Genomic DNA, 17,938 nt, shown 5'->3' with positions numbered 1-17,938 from the left:
CTATGGAACCGAGTCCATCGCCTCCGTTGACAAAATTACCGGCCCCGGAAATATTTATGTGGCGCTGGCGAAACGTGAGGTATACGGCGACGTTGATATCGATATGATTGCCGGCCCAAGTGAGATTGCTATTTTAGCAGATGAAACAGCACGGGCCGACGAGGTAGCGGCTGACCTTTTATCACAGGCTGAGCATGATCCGCGTGCTTGCAGTGTTCTTGTCACTCCTTCACAGAGACTAGCTGAAGATGTTTCACAAGAAGTTGAAAAGCAGTTGGCGCTTCTGCCGCGGAAAGACATTGCAGCCCAGTCGATTAACGATTACGGTGTCATTTATGTAACAGCGAATATAGAGGATGCGGTTGAAACGGTCAACAAGCTGGCCCCGGAGCACTTGGAGATCATTACAGAAAACGCAATGGAGCTGCTCGGAAAAATTCGTCACGCGGGAGCCATTTTTATCGGCCGTTATAGTTCTGAGCCTGTCGGTGATTATTTTGCCGGCCCGAACCATGTGCTGCCGACCAATGGCACAGCCCGGTTCTCAAGTCCTCTTAACGTAGATGATTTTCAAAAGAAATCTAGCGTGATTATATATAGTGAAAAAGCTTTAAAAGATAATGGGGCAAAAATTGCCCAGTTTGCACGGATGGAAGGGCTCGAGGCCCACGCCCGTGCCGTCGAAATAAGATTAGAAAACGACCGTAAATAGGTTTTTGCGAAACTACATAATTCAAGGGGGATACTCATCTCATGGAAAGAGTAGCAAACATTGAACGAAATACAAATGAAACAAAGATTCAGCTATCGTTAGCGATTGACGGGGAAGGCCGCTCCAATCTTGAAACGGGCGTGCCTTTTATGGACCATATGCTCGATTTGTTTACAAAACACGGTCAATTCAATCTAACGGTTGATGCAAAAGGCGATATTGAAGTAGATGACCATCATACAACTGAAGATATTGGGATTTGTTTAGGACATACGCTTCGCGAGGCACTAGGCGATAAACGCGGTATCAAGCGCTATGGAAATGCCTTTGTTCCAATGGACGATGCATTAGCACAGGTCGTCGTGGACCTCAGCAACCGACCGCACTTCGAAATACGTGCGGAATTCCCGTCGCAAAAGGTTGGAACCTTTGACACCGAACTAGTTCATGAATTTCTTTGGAAGCTCGCCCTTGAAGCACGAATGAACCTCCATGTAATAGTTCATTACGGTAAAAATACACATCATATGATCGAAGCTGTTTTTAAAGCATTGGGACGTGCCCTAGATGAAGCAACCACCATCGACCCACGCATCAAAGGAGTTCCATCCACAAAAGGTATGTTATAGAAAACAGATGGTGTCAGGCACCACAAAAAGACATATCACATGATTTGTCCACCTGGAAAGGACAAAGATTATGGCGAAAAAAATGTAATGTCCTCTCCATATGTACAAATATAGTGAATTGTCCACGGAGGGTGTCAGGCACTATGAAAAGGCACGATGAAAGGAATGTTGTAAAGAATGATTGGCATTGTGGATTACGGTATGGGAAATCTTTTCAGCGTTAGCAAGGCGCTCGAACGGTTAGGTGCTGATTATTTTATTTCCGCTGATCAGAATAAATTGCTGCAGGCAGATGCATTACTGCTTCCGGGAGTCGGTGCGTTCCGCGATGCGATGGAGCGGCTGCCGGCTGATATGATCAAGGAATTTGCCGTGACTGGTAAACCGCTGCTCGGCATCTGCCTCGGCATGCAGCTCTTGTTTGAGCAAAGTGAAGAAAATGGCTTAACCGACGGGCTGGGTTTACTTCCAGGGAAGGTTCAACGTTTCCCAGGCAGAACCTCTGAAGGTGAATTGTATAAGGTTCCCCATATGGGCTGGAATAGACTAGAATTCGTAAAAGAATCACCCTTACTTAAAAACCTTGAGGAAGATTATGTGTATTTTGTGCATTCCTATTTTGTAAATGCTGAAAATTCTTCCGAAGTGCTCCTCGCAAAGGCTGACTACCATGAACAAGTTTCAGCGGTTGTTGGCAGGGATAATATTTTCGGGATGCAATTTCATCCTGAAAAAAGCAGCAAGCTGGGGATGGCCCTTCTCAATAATTTTTTAAAATTGGTAGAAGAAAGGAAGGCAATTCGATGAGCATCACGATTTATCCGGCGATTGATATGCGCGGGGGAAACTGCGTCCGTCTTCTTCAGGGGGACTATGGCAAGGAAACGATTTACGGCGATTCGCCGTTTGATATGGCGCAGCGCTTTGCTGCGGAAGGGGCCGAGTGGATTCATATGGTTGATCTTGACGGTGCGAAAGATGGCAAGCGCGTCAATGACCGTTTCGTGATTGAGGCTGCCCAAAACCTAAACAAGGTAAAAATTCAGATTGGCGGCGGTATTCGTTCTGAGGGAGATATTCTCCATTATCTTGAAAATGGTGTTGACCGAGTCATCATCGGAAGTATTGCCGTTTCTAATCCTGAGTTTGCCATTGATATGATTAAAAAATACGGCGCAAAGATTGCTGTAGGGATTGATGCAAAAAATGGCTATGTAGCTACACACGGCTGGATCGATACTTCCGAACTGAAGGCTGTGGACCTCGGCAAACGCTTTGCTGACGCCGGTGCGGAAACATTTATATTTACCGATATTGCAACAGATGGCACGTTAAAAGGTCCTAATATTGCCGCTGTTTGTGAAATGGCTGAAGTAACAGGAAAAAATGTCATTGCCTCAGGCGGAGTCAGCAGTCTTGCAGATTTAAAGGCTTTGTCTGAAGAAAACGGTATTGGCGGGGCTATCGTTGGTAAAGCCCTTTATGAAAACCGTTTTACCTTGAAGGAAGCGCTGGAAGAGGTGGGGGCAAAATGACATTAACCAAACGAATCATTCCCTGCCTTGATGTAAAGGATGGCCGGGTCGTAAAGGGGATCCAGTTCGTACAGCTTCGTGATGCCGGAGATCCAGTCGAGCTTGCACGATTTTACGATGAACAAGGGGCAGACGAGCTAGTGTTTCTCGATATCTCAGCTTCGGTTGAAGGCAGAAAAACAATGGTCGAAGTCGTCAAAGCAGTCGCCTCTGAACTCGCGATTCCATTCACAGTTGGCGGAGGCATTAATGCATTAGAAGATATGAAGCGGATTCTCCGAGCCGGCGCTGATAAGGTTTCTCTGAATACAGCTGCTGTTTTAAGTCCTGAATTAATCAAGGAAGGTGCCGATTTCTTTGGCTCGCAATGTATCGTCGTGGCCATTGATGCCAAGTTTGACGAAGAACTAGGTGAATGGCGTGTCTATACCCACGGCGGTCGAAAGCCCACTGATAAAAAAGTAATCGAGTGGGCGAGGGAAGCGGCAGATCTGGGCGCAGGAGAAATTTTATTAACGAGCATGGATAGTGATGGCGAGAAAAATGGATTCGATCTTTCACTAACAAAAGCTGTAAGTGAAGCAGTAACAATTCCTGTAATTGCCTCCGGTGGTGCCGGAAATGCCCGTCATTTTGAAGAAGCGTTCGTAAATGGGAAAGCCGATGCGGCTCTCGCAGCCTCTATATTTCATTATAAAGAAACCTCTGTTCATGAAGTCAAAAGCTATTTGCAGGAAAAAGGAGTGACCGTTCGATGAATGTTCGATTTGATGAAAAGGGCCTTGTGCCTGCAATTATTCAGGATGCCGGAACGAAAGAAGTGTTGACACTTGCCTATATGAACGAGGAATCGCTCGCCAAAACGATTGAAACGGGAGAAACGTGGTTTTACAGCCGCTCCCGCCAGGAATTGTGGCATAAGGGAGCGACAAGCGGCAATACGCAAAAGGTTGTCAGCATCAACTATGACTGTGATCAGGATGCCTTACTGGTTCTTGTATACCCAAAAGGGCCTGCCTGCCATACTGGTGCGGTCAGCTGTTTTTCTGAAGGCGTTTTGGATCGAAAAACAAACCTTGCGGACTATCAGATTTTACAAACGCTAGAAAAAGTCATTTTGGAGCGCGAACAGGAGCGGCCTGAAGGAGCGTATACAACTTACCTTTTTGAAAAAGGCGTTGATAAAATATTGAAAAAAGTCGGAGAAGAGGCGGCCGAGGTTATTATTGCCGCGAAAAATCGCGATCAAGAAGAGCTTCGTTGGGAAGCGGCGGATTTACTATACCACCTGCAGGTCTTGTTAGTGGAACAGGGGCTGCCATTCCGCGAAGTGCTGCGGACATTAGAAGAAAGACACAAGGACCGGTCCTAATGGGATCGGTTTTTTTATACAAAATAACAGCAGAATTCCACGAAAATAGATATTCATTCTACAAAAAATTAGGCTGCTTTCTACAAAAACTGGTCCAAATTCTACAAAAATAATATCGGATTCTACAAATGTTGGAAATCAGGTGGAAATAGCGAATTCACTCGGATGAATTCTATAACGAATCCCTTCTCGGACAACTCGGATATATGTTATACTACATTAGTTATTAAAGGATGATGGAGGACTTCATGGTTAAAGACGCAAAGGCAAGAATTCAAAAGGGGAAAATCCTTACATTTGTTCCAACGGGGGAATATTATTTCACGAAAGGTTTAAAGGCATACCATCGACGTGATTTTAATAAAGCAAAAAAATATCTTGGGCGAGCGATACAGCTTGAGCCGGGTGAACCGATGATTACATGCCAGTTGGCGATCGTGTCAACAGAACTTGGCGAATTTGAAAATTCCAACCGGCTCTTGCATCTCATCCTTGAAGAACTGGATTCAGAAATGGTGGAGTGCCACTACTTTTTAGCAAATAATTATGCCCATTTGGGATTTTTTAAAGATGCTTATCACCATGCCAAGCTATATTTGCAGCTTGACCCGGATGGTGATTTTTCCGAGGACACAGAGGATTTGCTTGAACTGCTTACGCTTGAATCCGATGAGTTTGAGGAAGAGCTTTATGAAGAGGATGATCTGATTGTCAAACAGGAACAGGCCCGCGACCTGCTGGAGTCAGGATACTTTCCAAAGGCAATCGAACTGTTAAACGATGTCGTCAAAGAATATCCGGAATACTGGTCTGCCTATAACAACTTGGCACTCGCCTATTTTTACTTAGGGAAGGCGGAAAAGGCCAAAGCCATCCTTGACGATGTCCTGGAGCGCAATCCTGGGAATCTGCATGCACTTTGCAACATGCTGGTGTTTGCTCATTATCAAGGTCAAGCCGAAAACGTTACAAATCTGCTTGAAGTCTTGAAAAAAATTCAACCGATGCTGAGCGAGCATCAATTTAAATTAGGTGCCTCTTTCGCTTTGGTCGGCGAATATGAACATTCCTACTTATGGTTGAAAAAGCTCTATAAGCATGGTTTTAATGGTGACGGACCGTTTTATTACTGGTTATCTTACTCTGCGTATTACACTGGTAATGAAACCTTTGCCATCAATATTTGGAAAAAAGTTATAGAGATCAATCCTGATAAAGAGGGTACTGAGCCTTGGAATATGGAACACGCAGCCGGCTTTGAGGACCATTCCGGATCCATTTTTCAAAAACTCGAAAGTGACTATGCCGAAGAGCGCTTATTTGCCCTTTTCCTAACAACCGTTTCCGATAAAAAAGAGGAAATCCTCACTTCAAAAAGATTGATTCAAAATCAAAAATTCACTGCCTTGGAAAAAGAATATATTTCCCTTATCCGCTCTGGAAGACCAACGGTGGCAGCTGATGCCCAAGAAATTGCTGAGATTTTTTATGAAAACCATCAGCCGATTGGCACCATTGAGGCTGGGCTGTACCTCATGTGGTTTTCGGTTTTCATTGAAGTTTCCAAAGCAAATGTCCATTTGAAAAATAAACGGGCCTGGGCAGCCGCAGTCGAGTATGTCTGGCATAAAATGCGCAGTGAAAAAGTGTCTCAGCAGGAGATTGCTGGTCGCTACGGAGTATCGGCGGCCACTATCGGAAAATATGTAAAATTAGTGAATGACTATCTTAACTAGGCTGTCTATTTGAGCATAAAATTAGACTATAATATCATTGTTTTATACGATTAAGTTGGAAATACTAAACTTAATCGTCTTTTTATTTAAGGAGTGATACAGCATGTCTGAAGAAAAAATTTATGACGTTATTATTGCCGGTGCTGGTCCTGCGGGGATGACAGCGGCTGTTTATACATCACGTGCAAATCTTTCCACGCTTATGATTGAGCGCGGCATGCCAGGCGGTCAGATGGCCAATACCGAAGACGTAGAAAACTATCCCGGTTTTGAGAGCATCTTAGGTCCTGATTTATCGACCAAAATGTTCGAGCATGCGAAAAAGTTTGGTGCTGAATATGCCTATGGCGATATTAAAGAAATTGTTGACCAAGGCGATTATAAGGTTGTGACAGCTGGTTCTAAGCAATATAAAGCCTATTCCGTGATTATTTCAACTGGTGCAGAGTATAAAAAAGTCGGTGTACCCGGCGAAAAAGAACTTGGCGGACGCGGCGTTTCCTATTGTGCGGTTTGTGACGGAGCCTTCTTCAAAGGTAAAGAGCTTTATGTTATCGGAGGCGGCGACTCTGCAGTCGAAGAAGGAGTTTACTTAACCCGCTTCGCCTCTAAAGTTACCATCGTTCATCGCCGTGATCAGCTGCGGGCGCAAAAAATTCTTCAAGACCGTGCTTTTGCTAACGAAAAAATTGATTTTATCTGGAACCATACGATTAAATCGATTAATGACACAAATGGTAAAGTTGGCAGCGTCACGCTAGTTTCGACGGAAAATGGCGAGGAAAAGGAACTTCCTGCAGATGGTGTATTTATTTATATCGGAATGGTGCCACTCTCGAAGCCATTTGAGAGCCTTGGAATTACAAATGAAAATGGATATATTGAAACAAATGAGTTAATGGAAACGAAGGTTCCGGGAATTTTTGCAGCTGGGGATATACGCGAAAAAACACTTCGCCAGATTGTTACAGCTACCGGTGACGGCAGCATCGCTGCATCAAGTGCCGCGCATTATGTAGAAGAATTAAAGGAAGAAATGAAATTAAAACAATAAGCGGGCATGGAAAACGCTTCCAAAAAAGTAACTCGGTTTTAACTCTCCTGTAACAATGGTGAAATATTGATAAGGTATGATAAGGTAAATTGACCCCCTTTAAAATATATACCTTTTCCAGCGCAGGTCCAGCAGCCTGCGCTCTTTTTTTTGTTTCCTGCAAAATAAAGTTTACCCCGATAAAAATTAACAGAAATATCGATTTTGTATTCATTGTGACTGCATCCTAAAAATAGTATAATGAAATGAATTATATTAGGATGAGCAATCTAGCTACAGCGCCTAAGGGATCTCTGGTCTAAGCCAATCCGGCATGAAGGTTAAAGAACAACCTTCCTGCCGGCTCGTCTTATGCTTGTCTCCCCAGGGAAAAATTGAACTGCTTTTTTCCTTGGCCAAGGCTCTTTCGCTTTATAAAAGAAGGTGTGTATTGTGCAGCGTGTCACCAATTGCGTATTAAAAAGAGACGATAAAGTATTGTTGCTGCAGAAACCGAGGCGCGGCTGGTGGGTTGCTCCGGGCGGGAAAATGGAGCCAGGCGAGTCGGTGCGGGACTCTTGCATCAGAGAATACCGTGAAGAAACGGGAGTATACTTAAAAAACCCACAATTAAAAGGAATTTTTACCTTCATCATGAAAGAAGGCGACCAGCTTTTATCTGAATGGATGATGTTCACCTTCGTGGCTGTCGATTCTGATGGACTGGATTTGGATGAATCTGAAGAAGGAAAACTGGAGTGGCATCCTATCAATCAAATTAAAAATCTGCCAATGGCCGCCGGTGATTATCATATTATTGATTACATGATTCATGGAAAAGGAATCATTTACGGTACTTTTACGTATACAAAAGATTTTGCACTAATCAGTTACCGATTAGATCCAAGTTAAATAACAGGGGGAATTGAAATGAGTACCGGTTCGACAAGCGACACTCAGATGGTCATTATTACAGGAATGTCCGGAGCTGGAAAAACAGTAGCAATTCAAAGCTTTGAAGATTTGGGGTTCTTCTGTGTCGACAATTTACCTCCTACATTGCTTCCGAAATTCCTTGAACTTATGAAGGAATCAGGGAATAAAATGAATAAAGTAGCCCTTGTCATGGACTTAAGAGGAAGAGAATTTTTCGACCACCTTTTTAAAGCCTTAGATGATCTGGCAGAAACTTCCTGGGTGAATCCGCAGATTTTATTTTTAGATTCGGATGATGCAACCTTAGTCCGACGGTATAAAGAAACCAGACGCTCACATCCGCTTGCACCATCTGGTTCTCCATTGGAAGGAATCACTCTTGAACGGGAGCTCCTTGAAGAGTTAAAAGGGCGTGCCCAATTAATTTACAACACTTCCCAGATGAAACCACGTGAATTACGTGAGAAGATATTAACGGAATTTACCGCGAATAAACAACAAATCTTTACTGTCAATGTCATGTCGTTTGGCTTTAAGCATGGGATTCCGATTGATGCGGATCTTGTTTTCGATGTACGCTTCTTGCCGAACCCACACTATATCGACCATATGCGTCCGAAAACTGGGCTGGATGAAGAAGTCTCCAATTATGTTTTGAAATGGAATGAGACGCATAAATTTTTGGAAAAAGTTACGGATTTGCTAAGTTTCATGCTTCCGCATTATAAGCGGGAAGGGAAGGCCCAGCTGGTGATTGCCATTGGCTGTACAGGCGGGCAGCACCGTTCCGTGGCCTTAGCTGAATATATTGGACGCTTTTTCCAAAATGATTACAAGACTTGTATTTCACACCGTGACATTGAGAGGAGAAAGGATAAAACAACATGAGAGAGTTAAGACAGCCTCGCATTGTCGTCATTGGCGGGGGGACAGGATTACCGGTATTATTGCGTGGTTTAAAGCAGTATCCTGTTGATATTACCGCCATTGTGACAGTTGCCGATGACGGGGGAAGCTCCGGACGGCTGCGCGAGGACCTGCATATCCCTCCTCCAGGTGACATTCGCAATGTTTTAGCATCCCTTTCCGATGTTGAACCTCTTGTTGAGGAAATGTTTCAGCATCGCTTTAAAACATCGAATGAGCTTTCGGGACATTCGCTGGGAAATTTAATCCTGGCAGCAATGACCTCAATTACCGGTAATTTTGTTCATGCCATTCAAGAAATGAGTAAGATCTTGAATGTTCGTGGTAAAGTATTGCCAGCCGCGAATCAAAGTGTGATTTTGCATGCAGAAATGGAAGATGGCACGATTGTGTCGGGAGAATCGAAAATTCCTTACTCTGGTAAAAAAATCAAAAAGGTATTTTTGACTCCAACCAAAATTCGTCCATTACCAGAAACGATTCAAGCGATCCGGCAGGCTGATTTAATTATCATCGGCCCGGGAAGCTTGTATACTAGTATATTGCCTAATCTGCTTGTTCCCCGTTTAGGGGATGAAGTGTGCCGTTCACATGCTAAAAAGGTGTATATCTGTAATTTGATGACACAGGCTGGAGAAACACATGGGTATTCCGCCAGCGACCATGTAAAGGCTCTTTATGATCACATGAGCTGCGCCTATATTGATACTATTCTTGTGAATAATGAAGAAGTTCCGCCGGATGTACAGCTCCGCTACAAGGAAGAGCTTGCCCAGCCGGTGCCATACGATTTGCCGGAGTTATTCGAACTTGGCATTGAGGTCGTTCATGCCGATATCGCTTATTTAGAAAATGGGGCACTCCGGCATGATCCCAAAAAAGTGGCGAAAATTTTATATAATTTGCTGATTACTGAAACCAAAAAGCGGTATGAAGCGTAAATAAGGTATGCACATTAAAAAAGTTTTTTAATAAAGTAAGTGATTGGGGTGAGGGGAATGTCTTTCGCTTCGGAAACGAAAAAGGAATTAACTAACTTGGAAGTGAAAACGTGCTGTATTCATGCAGAGCTCTCGGCTTTAATCCGCATGAACGGTTCCCTTTCCTTTTCAAATCGCAAGTTAGTTGTCGATATTCAAACCGAAAATGCTGCGATTGCCAGAAGAATTTATACCTTATTGAAAAAAAGCTACCAAGTCCAGGTAGAATTGCTAGTACGAAAAAAGATGCGCCTGAAAAAGAACAATGTCTATATTGTGCGTTTATCCGATCAGGCGAAGGAGATTCTCGAGGACACGAAAATTATTGGTGAAGGGTTTACCTTTATTCATGATATTGCACCGGAGCTTATCAAAAAGAAGTGTTGTAAGCGTTCTTACCTACGTGGTGCCTTTCTCGCCGGAGGTTCTGTCAATAATCCGGAAACGTCTTCCTATCATTTAGAAATTGCTTCGCTCTATAAAGAACATAATGATTCTTTGTGCGAATTAATGAATACATTTGGTCTTAACAGTAAAACACTTGAGCGGAAAAAAGGCTATATTACTTATTTAAAGGAAGCAGAGAAAATCACCGAGTTTTTAAATATCATCGGTGCCCATAATGCCCTGCTCCGCTTTGAGGACGTAAGAATTGTTAGGGATATGCGGAATTCTGTTAATCGTCTTGTCAATTGCGAAACCGCAAATCTCAACAAAACGATTGGAGCCTCGATCAGGCAGGTCGATAATATCCGCTTTATCGATCAGACAGTCGGATTGCAAATCCTACCGGAAAAACTAAGAGAAATTGCCGAGCTTCGTTTAAATTATACCGATGTGACCTTAAAAGAACTTGGTGAAATGGTCTCCGGTGGCACTATCAGTAAATCTGGCATCAATCATCGCTTAAGAAAAATTGATGAAATCGCCGAGAAGCTACGTGTTGGGGAAATGTAAGTTAGAAACTAGAATAGTTTGTGAAATTTTGAATAAGCTTCAAAGATATATATAGAAAAAAATGAGGAGGAATATGATTATGCTAGTGAAAGAAGTAGAAGTTAAATTGAGAACAGGACTTCAAGCGCGCCCAGCGGCCCTTTTTGTCCAGGAAGCCAACAGGTTTTCTGCCGATATTTTTCTAGAGAAGGATGGCAAGAAAGTAAATGCCAAAAGCATCATGGGCTTAATGAGCTTAGCAGTCGGCTCAGGTGTTGTGATTAATATTATTGCAGACGGCGATGACGAAGAAAACGCCATCCATGCTTTAGCTGATTTTATTCAGAAGGAACAATAATAGAAAAGGGGTTTGGCTCATTAGCGTGCCAAGCCTCTTTTTGCTATTATGAGGATTTTCTATGATCATATTGCATGAAAATCCACCAATAAAGAGAAGCCCTTAGTGCCCATGCTCGAAGAAAAAAGAGTGCCGCGGTAATTAGGAAGGTCTCCTAATACACCGTGCACGAAGAAAAAGGGGTGCTACGGTAATTAGGGAGGTCTCCTAATGCCCCATGCACGAAGAAAAAGGGGTGCTACGGTAATTAGGAAGGTCTTCTAATGCCTCTGACCAAAGAAAAAAGCCTTCCACGGTAATTAGAAGGGCACCTAAAAGCCCCCCTGCTGCCACCTAAATAAAAAAGCAACCGGCTCCAAAGCCGATTGCTCAAAACAATTATTTTTTCGTTTTATCATCCAGAGAATTACGAGTAATAATGTGGTCAACTAGACCATATTCTTTCGCACGTTCAGCAGTCATGAAGTTATCGCGGTCAGTATCCTTTTGGAGCACTTCAAGCGGCTGGCCAGTGCGCTCAGCAAGAATTCCATTTAATTTTTCACGAAGGAAGAGGATGCGCTTAGCAGCAATTTCGATTTCCGTTGCCTGTCCTTGTGCACCGCCTAGTGGCTGGTGAATCATAACTTCAGCATTCGGAAGGGCATAGCGCTTTCCTTTTTCACCTGCTGCAAGAAGGAATGCACCCATGGATGCAGCCATACCGATACAGATTGTTTGCACGTTTGGTTTAATGAACTGCATAGTATCATAAATCGCCATACCGGCAGTAATACTTCCGCCAGGGCTGTTGATATATAGGGATATATCTTTTTCTGGGTTATCAGCTTCAAGGAATAATAATTGAGCAACAATGCTGTTTGCTACATGATCATCAATGGCGCTTCCAAGCATGATGATCCGGTCTTTTAACAGACGGGAATAGATGTCATATGCTCTTTCGCCCCGGTTCGTTTGTTCGATTACTGTAGGGATCAAATTCATTTTTCTTCCTCCTTTGATTAGAAAAGGTAAAAACATTATGTATTGTTATCATACACTGGATGGTCAATAAAGGTCAAACAGTTTGACTTTAAAAAAGTTCGACAGCTTTCCCTAATTCATCTTATCCAGATTAGTTCATTTTAAACCCATTGTATACTTGCAAAGTGAAAGAATCTGGCATATAATATGTAAGTCGTTAATAATTTTGCGCTCGTGGTGCAACGGATAGCACGTAAGATTCCGGTTCTTAAAATGGGGGTTCGATTCCCTCCGAGCGCGTCATGAAAGCCCTCTGTTTTTCGCAAACAGGGGGTTTTTATTTTTCAATTATTGAAAATAACTGTGAAATATCCTCAATATTAAGAGCTTCAGCAATCTGGACGATTTCTTTTTTTAAAATAGTGTTAAGCTCATTATTATAAAGTGAATCAATGATAGTCTCATTTACTTTTGAAAGACCAGCTATTTCCTCTTGTGACATATTTCTTTCATTAAGTAAATCTTTTAAATGACAATGAATCTTCTTCATCTCATAAACCACTCCTTTATTATAAATATATCGATAATGCGGTAAATATAAATAGCTGGTTGCCAATTTCCATACCCCAAATCCCCTCTTTCATGTAAAATAGATAATAAGGGGGAGAGATTAACATGAATTTAAAGGCAGGATTATGGCAACAGCAAACATTAAAACTCGCGATGACGCAAGAATTGTCCCAGGCGATAGCATTATTGCAATATTCAGCGCAGGAACTGAGTGCTTTTTTGGAAAATAAGGCGCTAGAAAATCCCCTGATTCAAGTGGAGCATGCGAATGTAAAGCCTATGAATCCCCTTATCGATCGAAATCGCCGCAAACATCAAAAAGAAGAAAAAGACTGGATCGACCAAATTGCCGAAAAGAAATTTTCGTTAGAAGAGCAATTAATTTCTCAATTAAACATAAAAAAATTGTCGGCGGACCAATTAAGAGTCATTCGCCATCTTATACAGAATCTAGATGAAAACGGTTACTTCTTTGGCGACTTCAGCCAAATTGCTGAAAACCTAAAGGTATCAGAGGAATTAGTAGAGGAATGTTTAGCCGTACTGCAAACGTTAGAACCAGCGGGAATTGGTGCAAGAAACCTACAAGAATGCCTCTTGATGCAAATTTATTATCAAAATCCTAATAATGAGCTTGCCCTTAATATTATTGCTAACTATTTTGTTCCTTTCGCTGAAAAGAAATGGAAGCAAATATCAAAAGAGCTTAAGGTTACTTTAAAAGAAATTCAAGATGTTTTCGATGAAATTCAGGTTCTTAATCCAAAGCCTGCAGCGATTTTAACCGGGGGAACTGCTAGTGCTGCCTACATTACGCCCGATGCAATTATTGAGCAAACTGAGGAAGGTTTATCTGTTCGGATGTTTGATGATCCGATTCCAAGGATAAGCTTCAATGAGACCTACTATAAAAAATTCAAAGACCAGGATACTCAGGTAAGCCGTTTTTTACAGGAAAAATTCCAGGATTACCAATGGATCTTAAAGAGCATTGAACAGCGGAAAGAAACACTGACAAAGGTTGTAGGAAAGATTGTTGAGAAGCAGCCTGCTTTTTTTCAAAAAGGCGCACAATATTTAGTGCCGATGACGATGAAGGAAGTGGCAGCGGAACTAGACATTCATGAATCGACCGTCAGCCGTGCTGTAAGGGAAAAATACGTGCAAACACCAGTAGGAACCGTTACGTTAAAATCCTTTTTCACCAGTACAATCCAAACGGTCTCAGAGGATGAAAATACCTCTTCAACTCAAGTGAAAAATGCCATTAGCAGGCTGATAGAAAAAGAGAATAAAGAAAAACCGCTATCGGATCAGGAAATTGTGGAACAATTGAAGACGGAAGAGGGAATCGTAGTTTCGAGGCGGACCATTGCCAAATACCGCGACCAGCTGGGAATCCCGTCCTCATCAAAAAGAAAAAGATTTAACTAAGGAAGGAAAAAATCAATGCCGCAAATTACGTTATATACTAGAAATCGCTGCCCGCTTTGTGAAAAGGCAAAGGCAGTACTTCTTGAACTTAAAGAGGAGTGGGATTTCGAACTCAAAGAAATGGATATCGAACAAAGTGATGAATTAACCGAGCTTTACGGGTTGATGATTCCTGTTGTTCATCTCGATGGGGAAGAGGTTGCCTATGGTATGGTTAACAAATTTGACATAAGTAACCGTTTACAGGAAAAAAAGGCGGATTTATAAGTTGAAATAGGTTTTCACTCCTGTTACAATGAAAATGTAGCAAGGGTGAATTTTTTTTGGATCCGGTGGGACATAATATGTCTAGGGTGGACATTTTTTGCCCAGCAACATATTATAAAGGAGCATGGTAATCATGCAGTCATTCATCGATATCACAAAAAGATTATTACCCGATTTCCTTCAGGTCCTGCAGAAACGTTATTCTATCCTGCGTTACATAGGATTTATGCAGCCGGTAGGAAGAAGAAGTTTAGCTGTTAGCCTTGGCTTTACCGAAAGAATTCTTCGTAGTGAAGTAGACTTCCTCAAAGATCAGAATCTTATTTACATCAACAACGTTGGAATGAGTTTAACTGACGAAGGGAAAAATTTACTAGAAGATTTGGAAGGCCTCATGCGTGAATTAAAGGGTATGGATGTCATGGAGCTGGAATTAAAACACCGGCTTGGCATTCGAAAAGTTATTATTGTACCCGGTGATAGTGATGAGTCCTCTATGGTAAAAGGAGAGCTTGGCAAGGCATGCGCAGCCTGTATGAAAAGGCTTCTTGAAGGAAAAAATATCATCGCAGTAACGGGCGGGTCCACGATGGCGGCTGTTGCAGATAGACTTTCGCCAGAGTTTTCGAATAAGGAATTATTGTTTGTTCCTGCCCGCGGCGGAGTGGGGGAGGATGTCCATAATCAAGCAAACACGATCAGCTCGATTATGTCTCAAAACACTCATTCTAAGCATCGCGTCTTTTATGTTCCTGACCAAGTCAGTATGGAGATTTATGAATCCCTGATTAAGGAACCTGACATTCATGAGGTTTTAAACCTGATTAGGTCAGCTAGCATGGTTCTTCACGGAATAGGAGATGCTATCACAATGGCCAGAAGGCGAAAAAGCAGTCCTGGCATCTTAAAAAAGCTTGAACAGGAAAAAGCTGCCTCAGAAGCATTTGGGTACTATTTTAATGAGGAAGGCGAGATTGTCCACAAGGTTCTGACGATTGGTCTCCAGCTTGAAGACTTGGCAAACATTCCAAACGTGATTGCGGTCGCAGGGGGAGCCTCAAAGGCTAAAGCAATCAAGGCCTATATGAAACAAGCGCCGGCATCGACGATCTTAATCACCGATGAAGGTGTCGCAACCAGGTTATTGAAAGGGTAAATCCTTTTGAAAAATATACATCTTTACCCAAATAAAAGGAGGAATTTTATCATGGCAGTTAAAGTTGGTATTAATGGATTTGGACGTATTGGTCGTAACGTATTTCGTGCGGCATTAAAACATAACAATGTGGAAATCGTGGCAATTAACGATTTAACAGATGCAAATATGCTTGCTCATCTTTTAAAATATGATACTGTTCACGGAACTCTTGCTGAAGATGTAACAGTTGACGGTGAATACTTAGTTGTTGGCGGACACAAAGTAAAGGTTATCGCTGAGCGCGACCCTGCACAGCTTGGCTGGGGCGACCTTGGTGTAGATGTAGTCGTTGAATCAACTGGACGTTTCACAAAGCGTGAAGATGCTGCGAAACATCTTGAAGCAGGTGCTAAGAAAGTCATCATTTCTGCTCCAGCATCAAACGAAGATATCACAATCGTTATGGGTGTTAACGAAGACAAGTACGATGCGGATAACCACCACGTACTTTCAAACGCTTCTTGTACAACAAACTGCTTAGCGCCATTTGCTAAAGTGTTAAACGATACTTTTGGAATCAAGCGCGGTATGATGACAACTGTTCACTCATACACAAATGACCAACAAATCCTTGACCTGCCACATAAAGACTACCGTCGTGCACGTGCTGCTGCTGAAAACATGATCCCAACAACAACGGGTGCAGCAAAAGCGGTTGCTCTAGTTTTACCAGAATTAAAGGGTAAATTAAACGGTATGGCAATGCGCGTTCCAACTCCAAACGTTTCTGTTGTAGACTTAGTTGCTGAATTAGAAAAAGAAGTAACGGCTGATGAAATCAACGGAGCATTAAAAGCAGCGGCTGAAGGCCCATTAAAAGGTATTTTAGCTTACACTGAGCTTCCATTAGTTTCTACAGACTTTAACGGAAGCACTGCTTCTTCTACAATTGATGCATTGTCTACAATGGTTCTTGAAGGCAACATGGTAAAAGTATTATCTTGGTACGACAACGAAGTTGGTTACTCAAACCGTGTTGTTGACTTAGTAGATTATATTGCTTCAAAAGGACTATAATATTGGATTGAATTTCCAACGATAAATCATTTATAATGGTTAATGGTATTCCAAGGGGAGTGGGGAGGATTCCCCCTCTCCTTTTTTATTGCACGTCACTTACATATGTGGGAGGTCCTTTACTTGAACAAGAAAACCTTAAAAGATGTCGATGTAAAAGGCAAACGCGTATTTTGCCGGGTTGATTTCAACGTTCCAATGCAAGATGGAAGAATTACGGATGAAACACGAATCCGTGCCGCATTGCCAACGATTCAGTATTTAGTAGACAATGGTGCAAAGGTGATTTTAGCGAGCCATTTTGGCCGTCCGAAGGGTAAAGTTGTTGAAGAGATGCGCTTGACTCCAGTTGGTGTTAGACTGTCTGAGCTTCTTGGCAAAGAAGTGAAAAAGGCGGATGAAGCTTATGGTGATTCGGTTAAGGCAACGATTGATACCATGAACGAAGGCGACGTTCTTCTGCTTGAAAATGTTCGTTTCTATCCTGGTGAAGAAAAGAATGATCCGGAACTTGCCAAATCATTTGCTGAACTTGCTGATGTTTATGTGAATGATGCCTTTGGCGCTGCACACCGTGCCCATGCTTCAACTGAAGGAGTAGCTCACTATCTTCCAGCTGTATCTGGCTTTTTAATGGAAAAAGAACTTGAAGTACTTGGTAAGGCTCTTTCCAATCCAGAGCGTCCTTTTACAGCGATAATCGGTGGTGCGAAAGTAAAGGATAAGATTGGTGTAATTGAAAATCTCCTAGAACTAGTAGATAACTTAATTATTGGCGGCGGCCTTGCTTATACATTTGTAAAAGCACAAGGTCATGAAATCGGGAAATCTCTTCTAGAAGCAGATAAAATCGACCTTGCTAAGTCGTTTATGGAAAAAGCAAAGGCGAAAGGTGTTAACTTCTACATGCCAGTTGACGCCATTGTTGCTGATGATTTCTCTGCAGATGCTAACACTAAAGAAGTCTCAATCGATGAAATTCCTGCTGACTGGGAAGCTCTTGATATTGGACCAAAAACGGCAGAAATCTATCGTGATGTCATTCAAAAATCCAAGCTAGTGATTTGGAACGGACCTATGGGTGTGTTTGAAATCGATAAATTTGCTGGCGGAACAAAAGAAGTTGCAGAAGCACTTGCGGAAGCAGAAGGCGCTTTTTCTGTTATCGGTGGCGGAGATTCTGCAGCAGCAGTTGAAAAGTTTAATTTAGCGGAAAAAATGAGCCATATTTCCACAGGCGGCGGTGCCTCACTTGAGTTTATGGAAGGCAAAGCATTGCCAGGCGTTGTGGCCTTGAACGATAAATAATTTTTTTCACCAGAAAGGATGTGCCTC

At 42.4% G+C, this 17,938-nt stretch carries 20 protein-coding genes and 1 tRNA gene; 19 read left to right on the top strand and 2 right to left on the bottom strand.

Features of this window, described 5'->3' with window-relative positions:
• The 13 genes from hisD to AC59HZ_RS22250 form a co-directional block, all read left to right on the top strand.
• Nucleotides 1–712 (top strand): histidinol dehydrogenase (gene hisD, locus AC59HZ_RS22310; RefSeq protein WP_496547952.1); only part of this gene is annotated, 712 nt, incomplete at its 5' end.
• A gap of 41 nt (nucleotides 713–753) precedes the next feature.
• Entirely contained in the window at nucleotides 754–1,341 is a 588-nt protein-coding gene (hisB, locus tag AC59HZ_RS22305) for an imidazoleglycerol-phosphate dehydratase HisB (RefSeq protein WP_496547951.1), read from the top strand.
• 177 nt (nucleotides 1,342–1,518) lie between these two features.
• Complete coding sequence (gene hisH, locus AC59HZ_RS22300; RefSeq protein ID WP_496547950.1) at nucleotides 1,519–2,148, top strand: imidazole glycerol phosphate synthase subunit HisH; 630 nt, start codon at nucleotides 1,519–1,521, stop codon at nucleotides 2,146–2,148.
• Nucleotides 2,145–2,876, top strand: a complete 732-nt coding sequence (gene hisA, locus AC59HZ_RS22295) for a 1-(5-phosphoribosyl)-5-[(5-phosphoribosylamino)methylideneamino]imidazole-4-carboxamide isomerase (RefSeq protein ID WP_430064690.1) — start codon at nucleotides 2,145–2,147, stop codon at nucleotides 2,874–2,876. The genes hisH and hisA overlap by 4 nt, the downstream gene beginning before the upstream one ends.
• Nucleotides 2,873–3,634: an imidazole glycerol phosphate synthase subunit HisF gene (gene hisF, locus AC59HZ_RS22290; RefSeq protein ID WP_496547949.1), complete on the top strand. Its 762-nt coding sequence runs from the start codon at nucleotides 2,873–2,875 to the stop codon at nucleotides 3,632–3,634. Before hisA ends, hisF begins: the two co-directional genes overlap by 4 nt.
• Nucleotides 3,631–4,248 carry a bifunctional phosphoribosyl-AMP cyclohydrolase/phosphoribosyl-ATP diphosphatase HisIE gene (gene hisIE, locus AC59HZ_RS22285; RefSeq protein ID WP_496547948.1) on the top strand — a complete coding sequence of 206 codons (618 nt, stop codon included), beginning with the start codon at nucleotides 3,631–3,633 and terminating at the stop codon, nucleotides 4,246–4,248. Before hisF ends, hisIE begins: the two co-directional genes overlap by 4 nt.
• 248 nt (nucleotides 4,249–4,496) lie before the next feature.
• Nucleotides 4,497–5,984, top strand: coding sequence for a tetratricopeptide repeat protein (locus AC59HZ_RS22280; RefSeq protein ID WP_496547947.1), 1,488 nt, complete (start codon nucleotides 4,497–4,499; stop codon nucleotides 5,982–5,984).
• Between the two features lie 103 nt (nucleotides 5,985–6,087).
• Entirely contained in the window at nucleotides 6,088–7,038 is a 951-nt protein-coding gene (gene trxB, locus AC59HZ_RS22275) for a thioredoxin-disulfide reductase (RefSeq protein ID WP_496547946.1), read from the top strand.
• Between the two features lie 423 nt (nucleotides 7,039–7,461).
• The gene (locus AC59HZ_RS22270; RefSeq protein ID WP_496547945.1) at nucleotides 7,462–7,929 is read left to right on the top strand and encodes an 8-oxo-dGTP diphosphatase; all 468 of its coding nucleotides are present in this window, start codon (nucleotides 7,462–7,464) and stop codon (nucleotides 7,927–7,929) included.
• A gap of 18 nt (nucleotides 7,930–7,947) precedes the next feature.
• On the top strand, nucleotides 7,948–8,841 hold the full coding sequence (gene rapZ, locus AC59HZ_RS22265) for an RNase adapter RapZ (RefSeq protein WP_496547944.1): 894 nt from the start codon (nucleotides 7,948–7,950) through the stop codon (nucleotides 8,839–8,841).
• Nucleotides 8,838–9,821 carry a gluconeogenesis factor YvcK family protein gene (locus AC59HZ_RS22260; RefSeq protein WP_496547943.1) on the top strand — a complete coding sequence of 328 codons (984 nt, stop codon included), beginning with the start codon at nucleotides 8,838–8,840 and terminating at the stop codon, nucleotides 9,819–9,821. Before rapZ ends, AC59HZ_RS22260 begins: the two co-directional genes overlap by 4 nt.
• A 57-nt stretch (nucleotides 9,822–9,878) precedes the next feature.
• The gene (gene whiA / locus AC59HZ_RS22255) at nucleotides 9,879–10,817 is read left to right on the top strand and encodes a DNA-binding protein WhiA (protein ID WP_496547942.1); all 939 of its coding nucleotides are present in this window, start codon (nucleotides 9,879–9,881) and stop codon (nucleotides 10,815–10,817) included.
• Nucleotides 10,818–10,896: 79 nt separating this feature from the next.
• Nucleotides 10,897–11,154 carry an HPr family phosphocarrier protein gene (locus AC59HZ_RS22250; RefSeq protein ID WP_496547941.1) on the top strand — a complete coding sequence of 86 codons (258 nt, stop codon included), beginning with the start codon at nucleotides 10,897–10,899 and terminating at the stop codon, nucleotides 11,152–11,154.
• Between the two features lie 378 nt (nucleotides 11,155–11,532).
• On the opposite strand, the gene clpP is transcribed toward AC59HZ_RS22250, so the two are convergent.
• A complete protein-coding gene (gene clpP / locus AC59HZ_RS22245) occupies nucleotides 11,533–12,138 on the bottom strand; it encodes an ATP-dependent Clp endopeptidase proteolytic subunit ClpP (RefSeq protein ID WP_430064680.1) in 606 nt (201 codons plus the stop codon).
• A 207-nt stretch (nucleotides 12,139–12,345) separates the two neighbouring features.
• On the opposite strand from clpP, the gene AC59HZ_RS22240 reads away from it, so the two are divergent.
• Nucleotides 12,346–12,417: transfer RNA gene (locus AC59HZ_RS22240), tRNA-Arg, on the top strand.
• Between the two features lie 37 nt (nucleotides 12,418–12,454).
• Here AC59HZ_RS22240 and AC59HZ_RS22235 read toward each other — a convergent pair.
• Nucleotides 12,455–12,667 carry a helix-turn-helix domain-containing protein gene (locus tag AC59HZ_RS22235; RefSeq protein WP_496547940.1) on the bottom strand — a complete coding sequence of 71 codons (213 nt, stop codon included), beginning with the start codon at nucleotides 12,665–12,667 and terminating at the stop codon, nucleotides 12,455–12,457.
• 125 nt (nucleotides 12,668–12,792) lie between these two features.
• Between AC59HZ_RS22235 and rpoN the strand changes: the two genes are divergently transcribed.
• The 5 genes from rpoN (at nucleotide 12,793) to AC59HZ_RS22210 (ending at nucleotide 17,911) form a co-directional block, all read left to right on the top strand.
• Nucleotides 12,793–14,121: an RNA polymerase factor sigma-54 gene (gene rpoN / locus AC59HZ_RS22230; protein WP_496547939.1), complete on the top strand. Its 1,329-nt coding sequence runs from the start codon at nucleotides 12,793–12,795 to the stop codon at nucleotides 14,119–14,121.
• 15 nt (nucleotides 14,122–14,136) lie between these two features.
• Nucleotides 14,137–14,388, top strand: a complete 252-nt coding sequence (locus AC59HZ_RS22225) for a glutaredoxin family protein (protein WP_496547938.1) — start codon at nucleotides 14,137–14,139, stop codon at nucleotides 14,386–14,388.
• A gap of 133 nt (nucleotides 14,389–14,521) precedes the next feature.
• A complete protein-coding gene (locus tag AC59HZ_RS22220) occupies nucleotides 14,522–15,544 on the top strand; it encodes a sugar-binding transcriptional regulator (RefSeq protein WP_496548003.1) in 1,023 nt (340 codons plus the stop codon).
• Nucleotides 15,545–15,595: 51 nt separating this feature from the next.
• Entirely contained in the window at nucleotides 15,596–16,603 is a 1,008-nt protein-coding gene (gap, locus tag AC59HZ_RS22215; RefSeq protein ID WP_496547937.1) for a type I glyceraldehyde-3-phosphate dehydrogenase, read from the top strand.
• A 123-nt stretch (nucleotides 16,604–16,726) separates the two neighbouring features.
• The gene (locus AC59HZ_RS22210) at nucleotides 16,727–17,911 is read left to right on the top strand and encodes a phosphoglycerate kinase (protein WP_496547936.1); all 1,185 of its coding nucleotides are present in this window, start codon (nucleotides 16,727–16,729) and stop codon (nucleotides 17,909–17,911) included.
• Nucleotides 17,912–17,938 lie beyond the last annotated feature (27 nt).

The organism is Neobacillus sp. DZ-9, assembly GCF_059587065.1.
The sequence above is the reverse complement of the archived record's forward strand: the minus strand, read 5'-3'. Positions and strand labels throughout refer to the sequence as shown.

What these genes read in the sequence shown, in the direction of transcription:
- trxB (WP_496547946.1), top strand. Translation starts at nt 6,088, where the DNA reads ATGTCTGAAGAAAAAATTTATGACGTTATTATTGCCGGTGCTGGTCCT.
- AC59HZ_RS22235 (WP_496547940.1), bottom strand. Translation starts at nt 12,667, where the DNA reads ATGAAGAAGATTCATTGTCATTTAAAAGATTTACTTAATGAAAGAAAT.
- AC59HZ_RS22250 (WP_496547941.1), top strand. Translation starts at nt 10,897, where the DNA reads ATGCTAGTGAAAGAAGTAGAAGTTAAATTGAGAACAGGACTTCAAGCG.
- clpP (WP_430064680.1), bottom strand. Translation starts at nt 12,138, where the DNA reads ATGAATTTGATCCCTACAGTAATCGAACAAACGAACCGGGGCGAAAGA.
- AC59HZ_RS22260 (WP_496547943.1), top strand. Translation starts at nt 8,838, where the DNA reads ATGAGAGAGTTAAGACAGCCTCGCATTGTCGTCATTGGCGGGGGGACA.
- gap (WP_496547937.1), top strand. Translation starts at nt 15,596, where the DNA reads ATGGCAGTTAAAGTTGGTATTAATGGATTTGGACGTATTGGTCGTAAC.
- hisF (WP_496547949.1), top strand. Translation starts at nt 2,873, where the DNA reads ATGACATTAACCAAACGAATCATTCCCTGCCTTGATGTAAAGGATGGC.
- hisIE (WP_496547948.1), top strand. Translation starts at nt 3,631, where the DNA reads ATGAATGTTCGATTTGATGAAAAGGGCCTTGTGCCTGCAATTATTCAG.
- AC59HZ_RS22220 (WP_496548003.1), top strand. Translation starts at nt 14,522, where the DNA reads ATGCAGTCATTCATCGATATCACAAAAAGATTATTACCCGATTTCCTT.
- hisB (WP_496547951.1), top strand. Translation starts at nt 754, where the DNA reads ATGGAAAGAGTAGCAAACATTGAACGAAATACAAATGAAACAAAGATT.
- rpoN (WP_496547939.1), top strand. Translation starts at nt 12,793, where the DNA reads ATGAATTTAAAGGCAGGATTATGGCAACAGCAAACATTAAAACTCGCG.
- whiA (WP_496547942.1), top strand. Translation starts at nt 9,879, where the DNA reads ATGTCTTTCGCTTCGGAAACGAAAAAGGAATTAACTAACTTGGAAGTG.
- AC59HZ_RS22280 (WP_496547947.1), top strand. Translation starts at nt 4,497, where the DNA reads ATGGTTAAAGACGCAAAGGCAAGAATTCAAAAGGGGAAAATCCTTACA.
- hisH (WP_496547950.1), top strand. Translation starts at nt 1,519, where the DNA reads ATGATTGGCATTGTGGATTACGGTATGGGAAATCTTTTCAGCGTTAGC.
- hisA (WP_430064690.1), top strand. Translation starts at nt 2,145, where the DNA reads ATGAGCATCACGATTTATCCGGCGATTGATATGCGCGGGGGAAACTGC.
- rapZ (WP_496547944.1), top strand. Translation starts at nt 7,948, where the DNA reads ATGAGTACCGGTTCGACAAGCGACACTCAGATGGTCATTATTACAGGA.
- AC59HZ_RS22225 (WP_496547938.1), top strand. Translation starts at nt 14,137, where the DNA reads ATGCCGCAAATTACGTTATATACTAGAAATCGCTGCCCGCTTTGTGAA.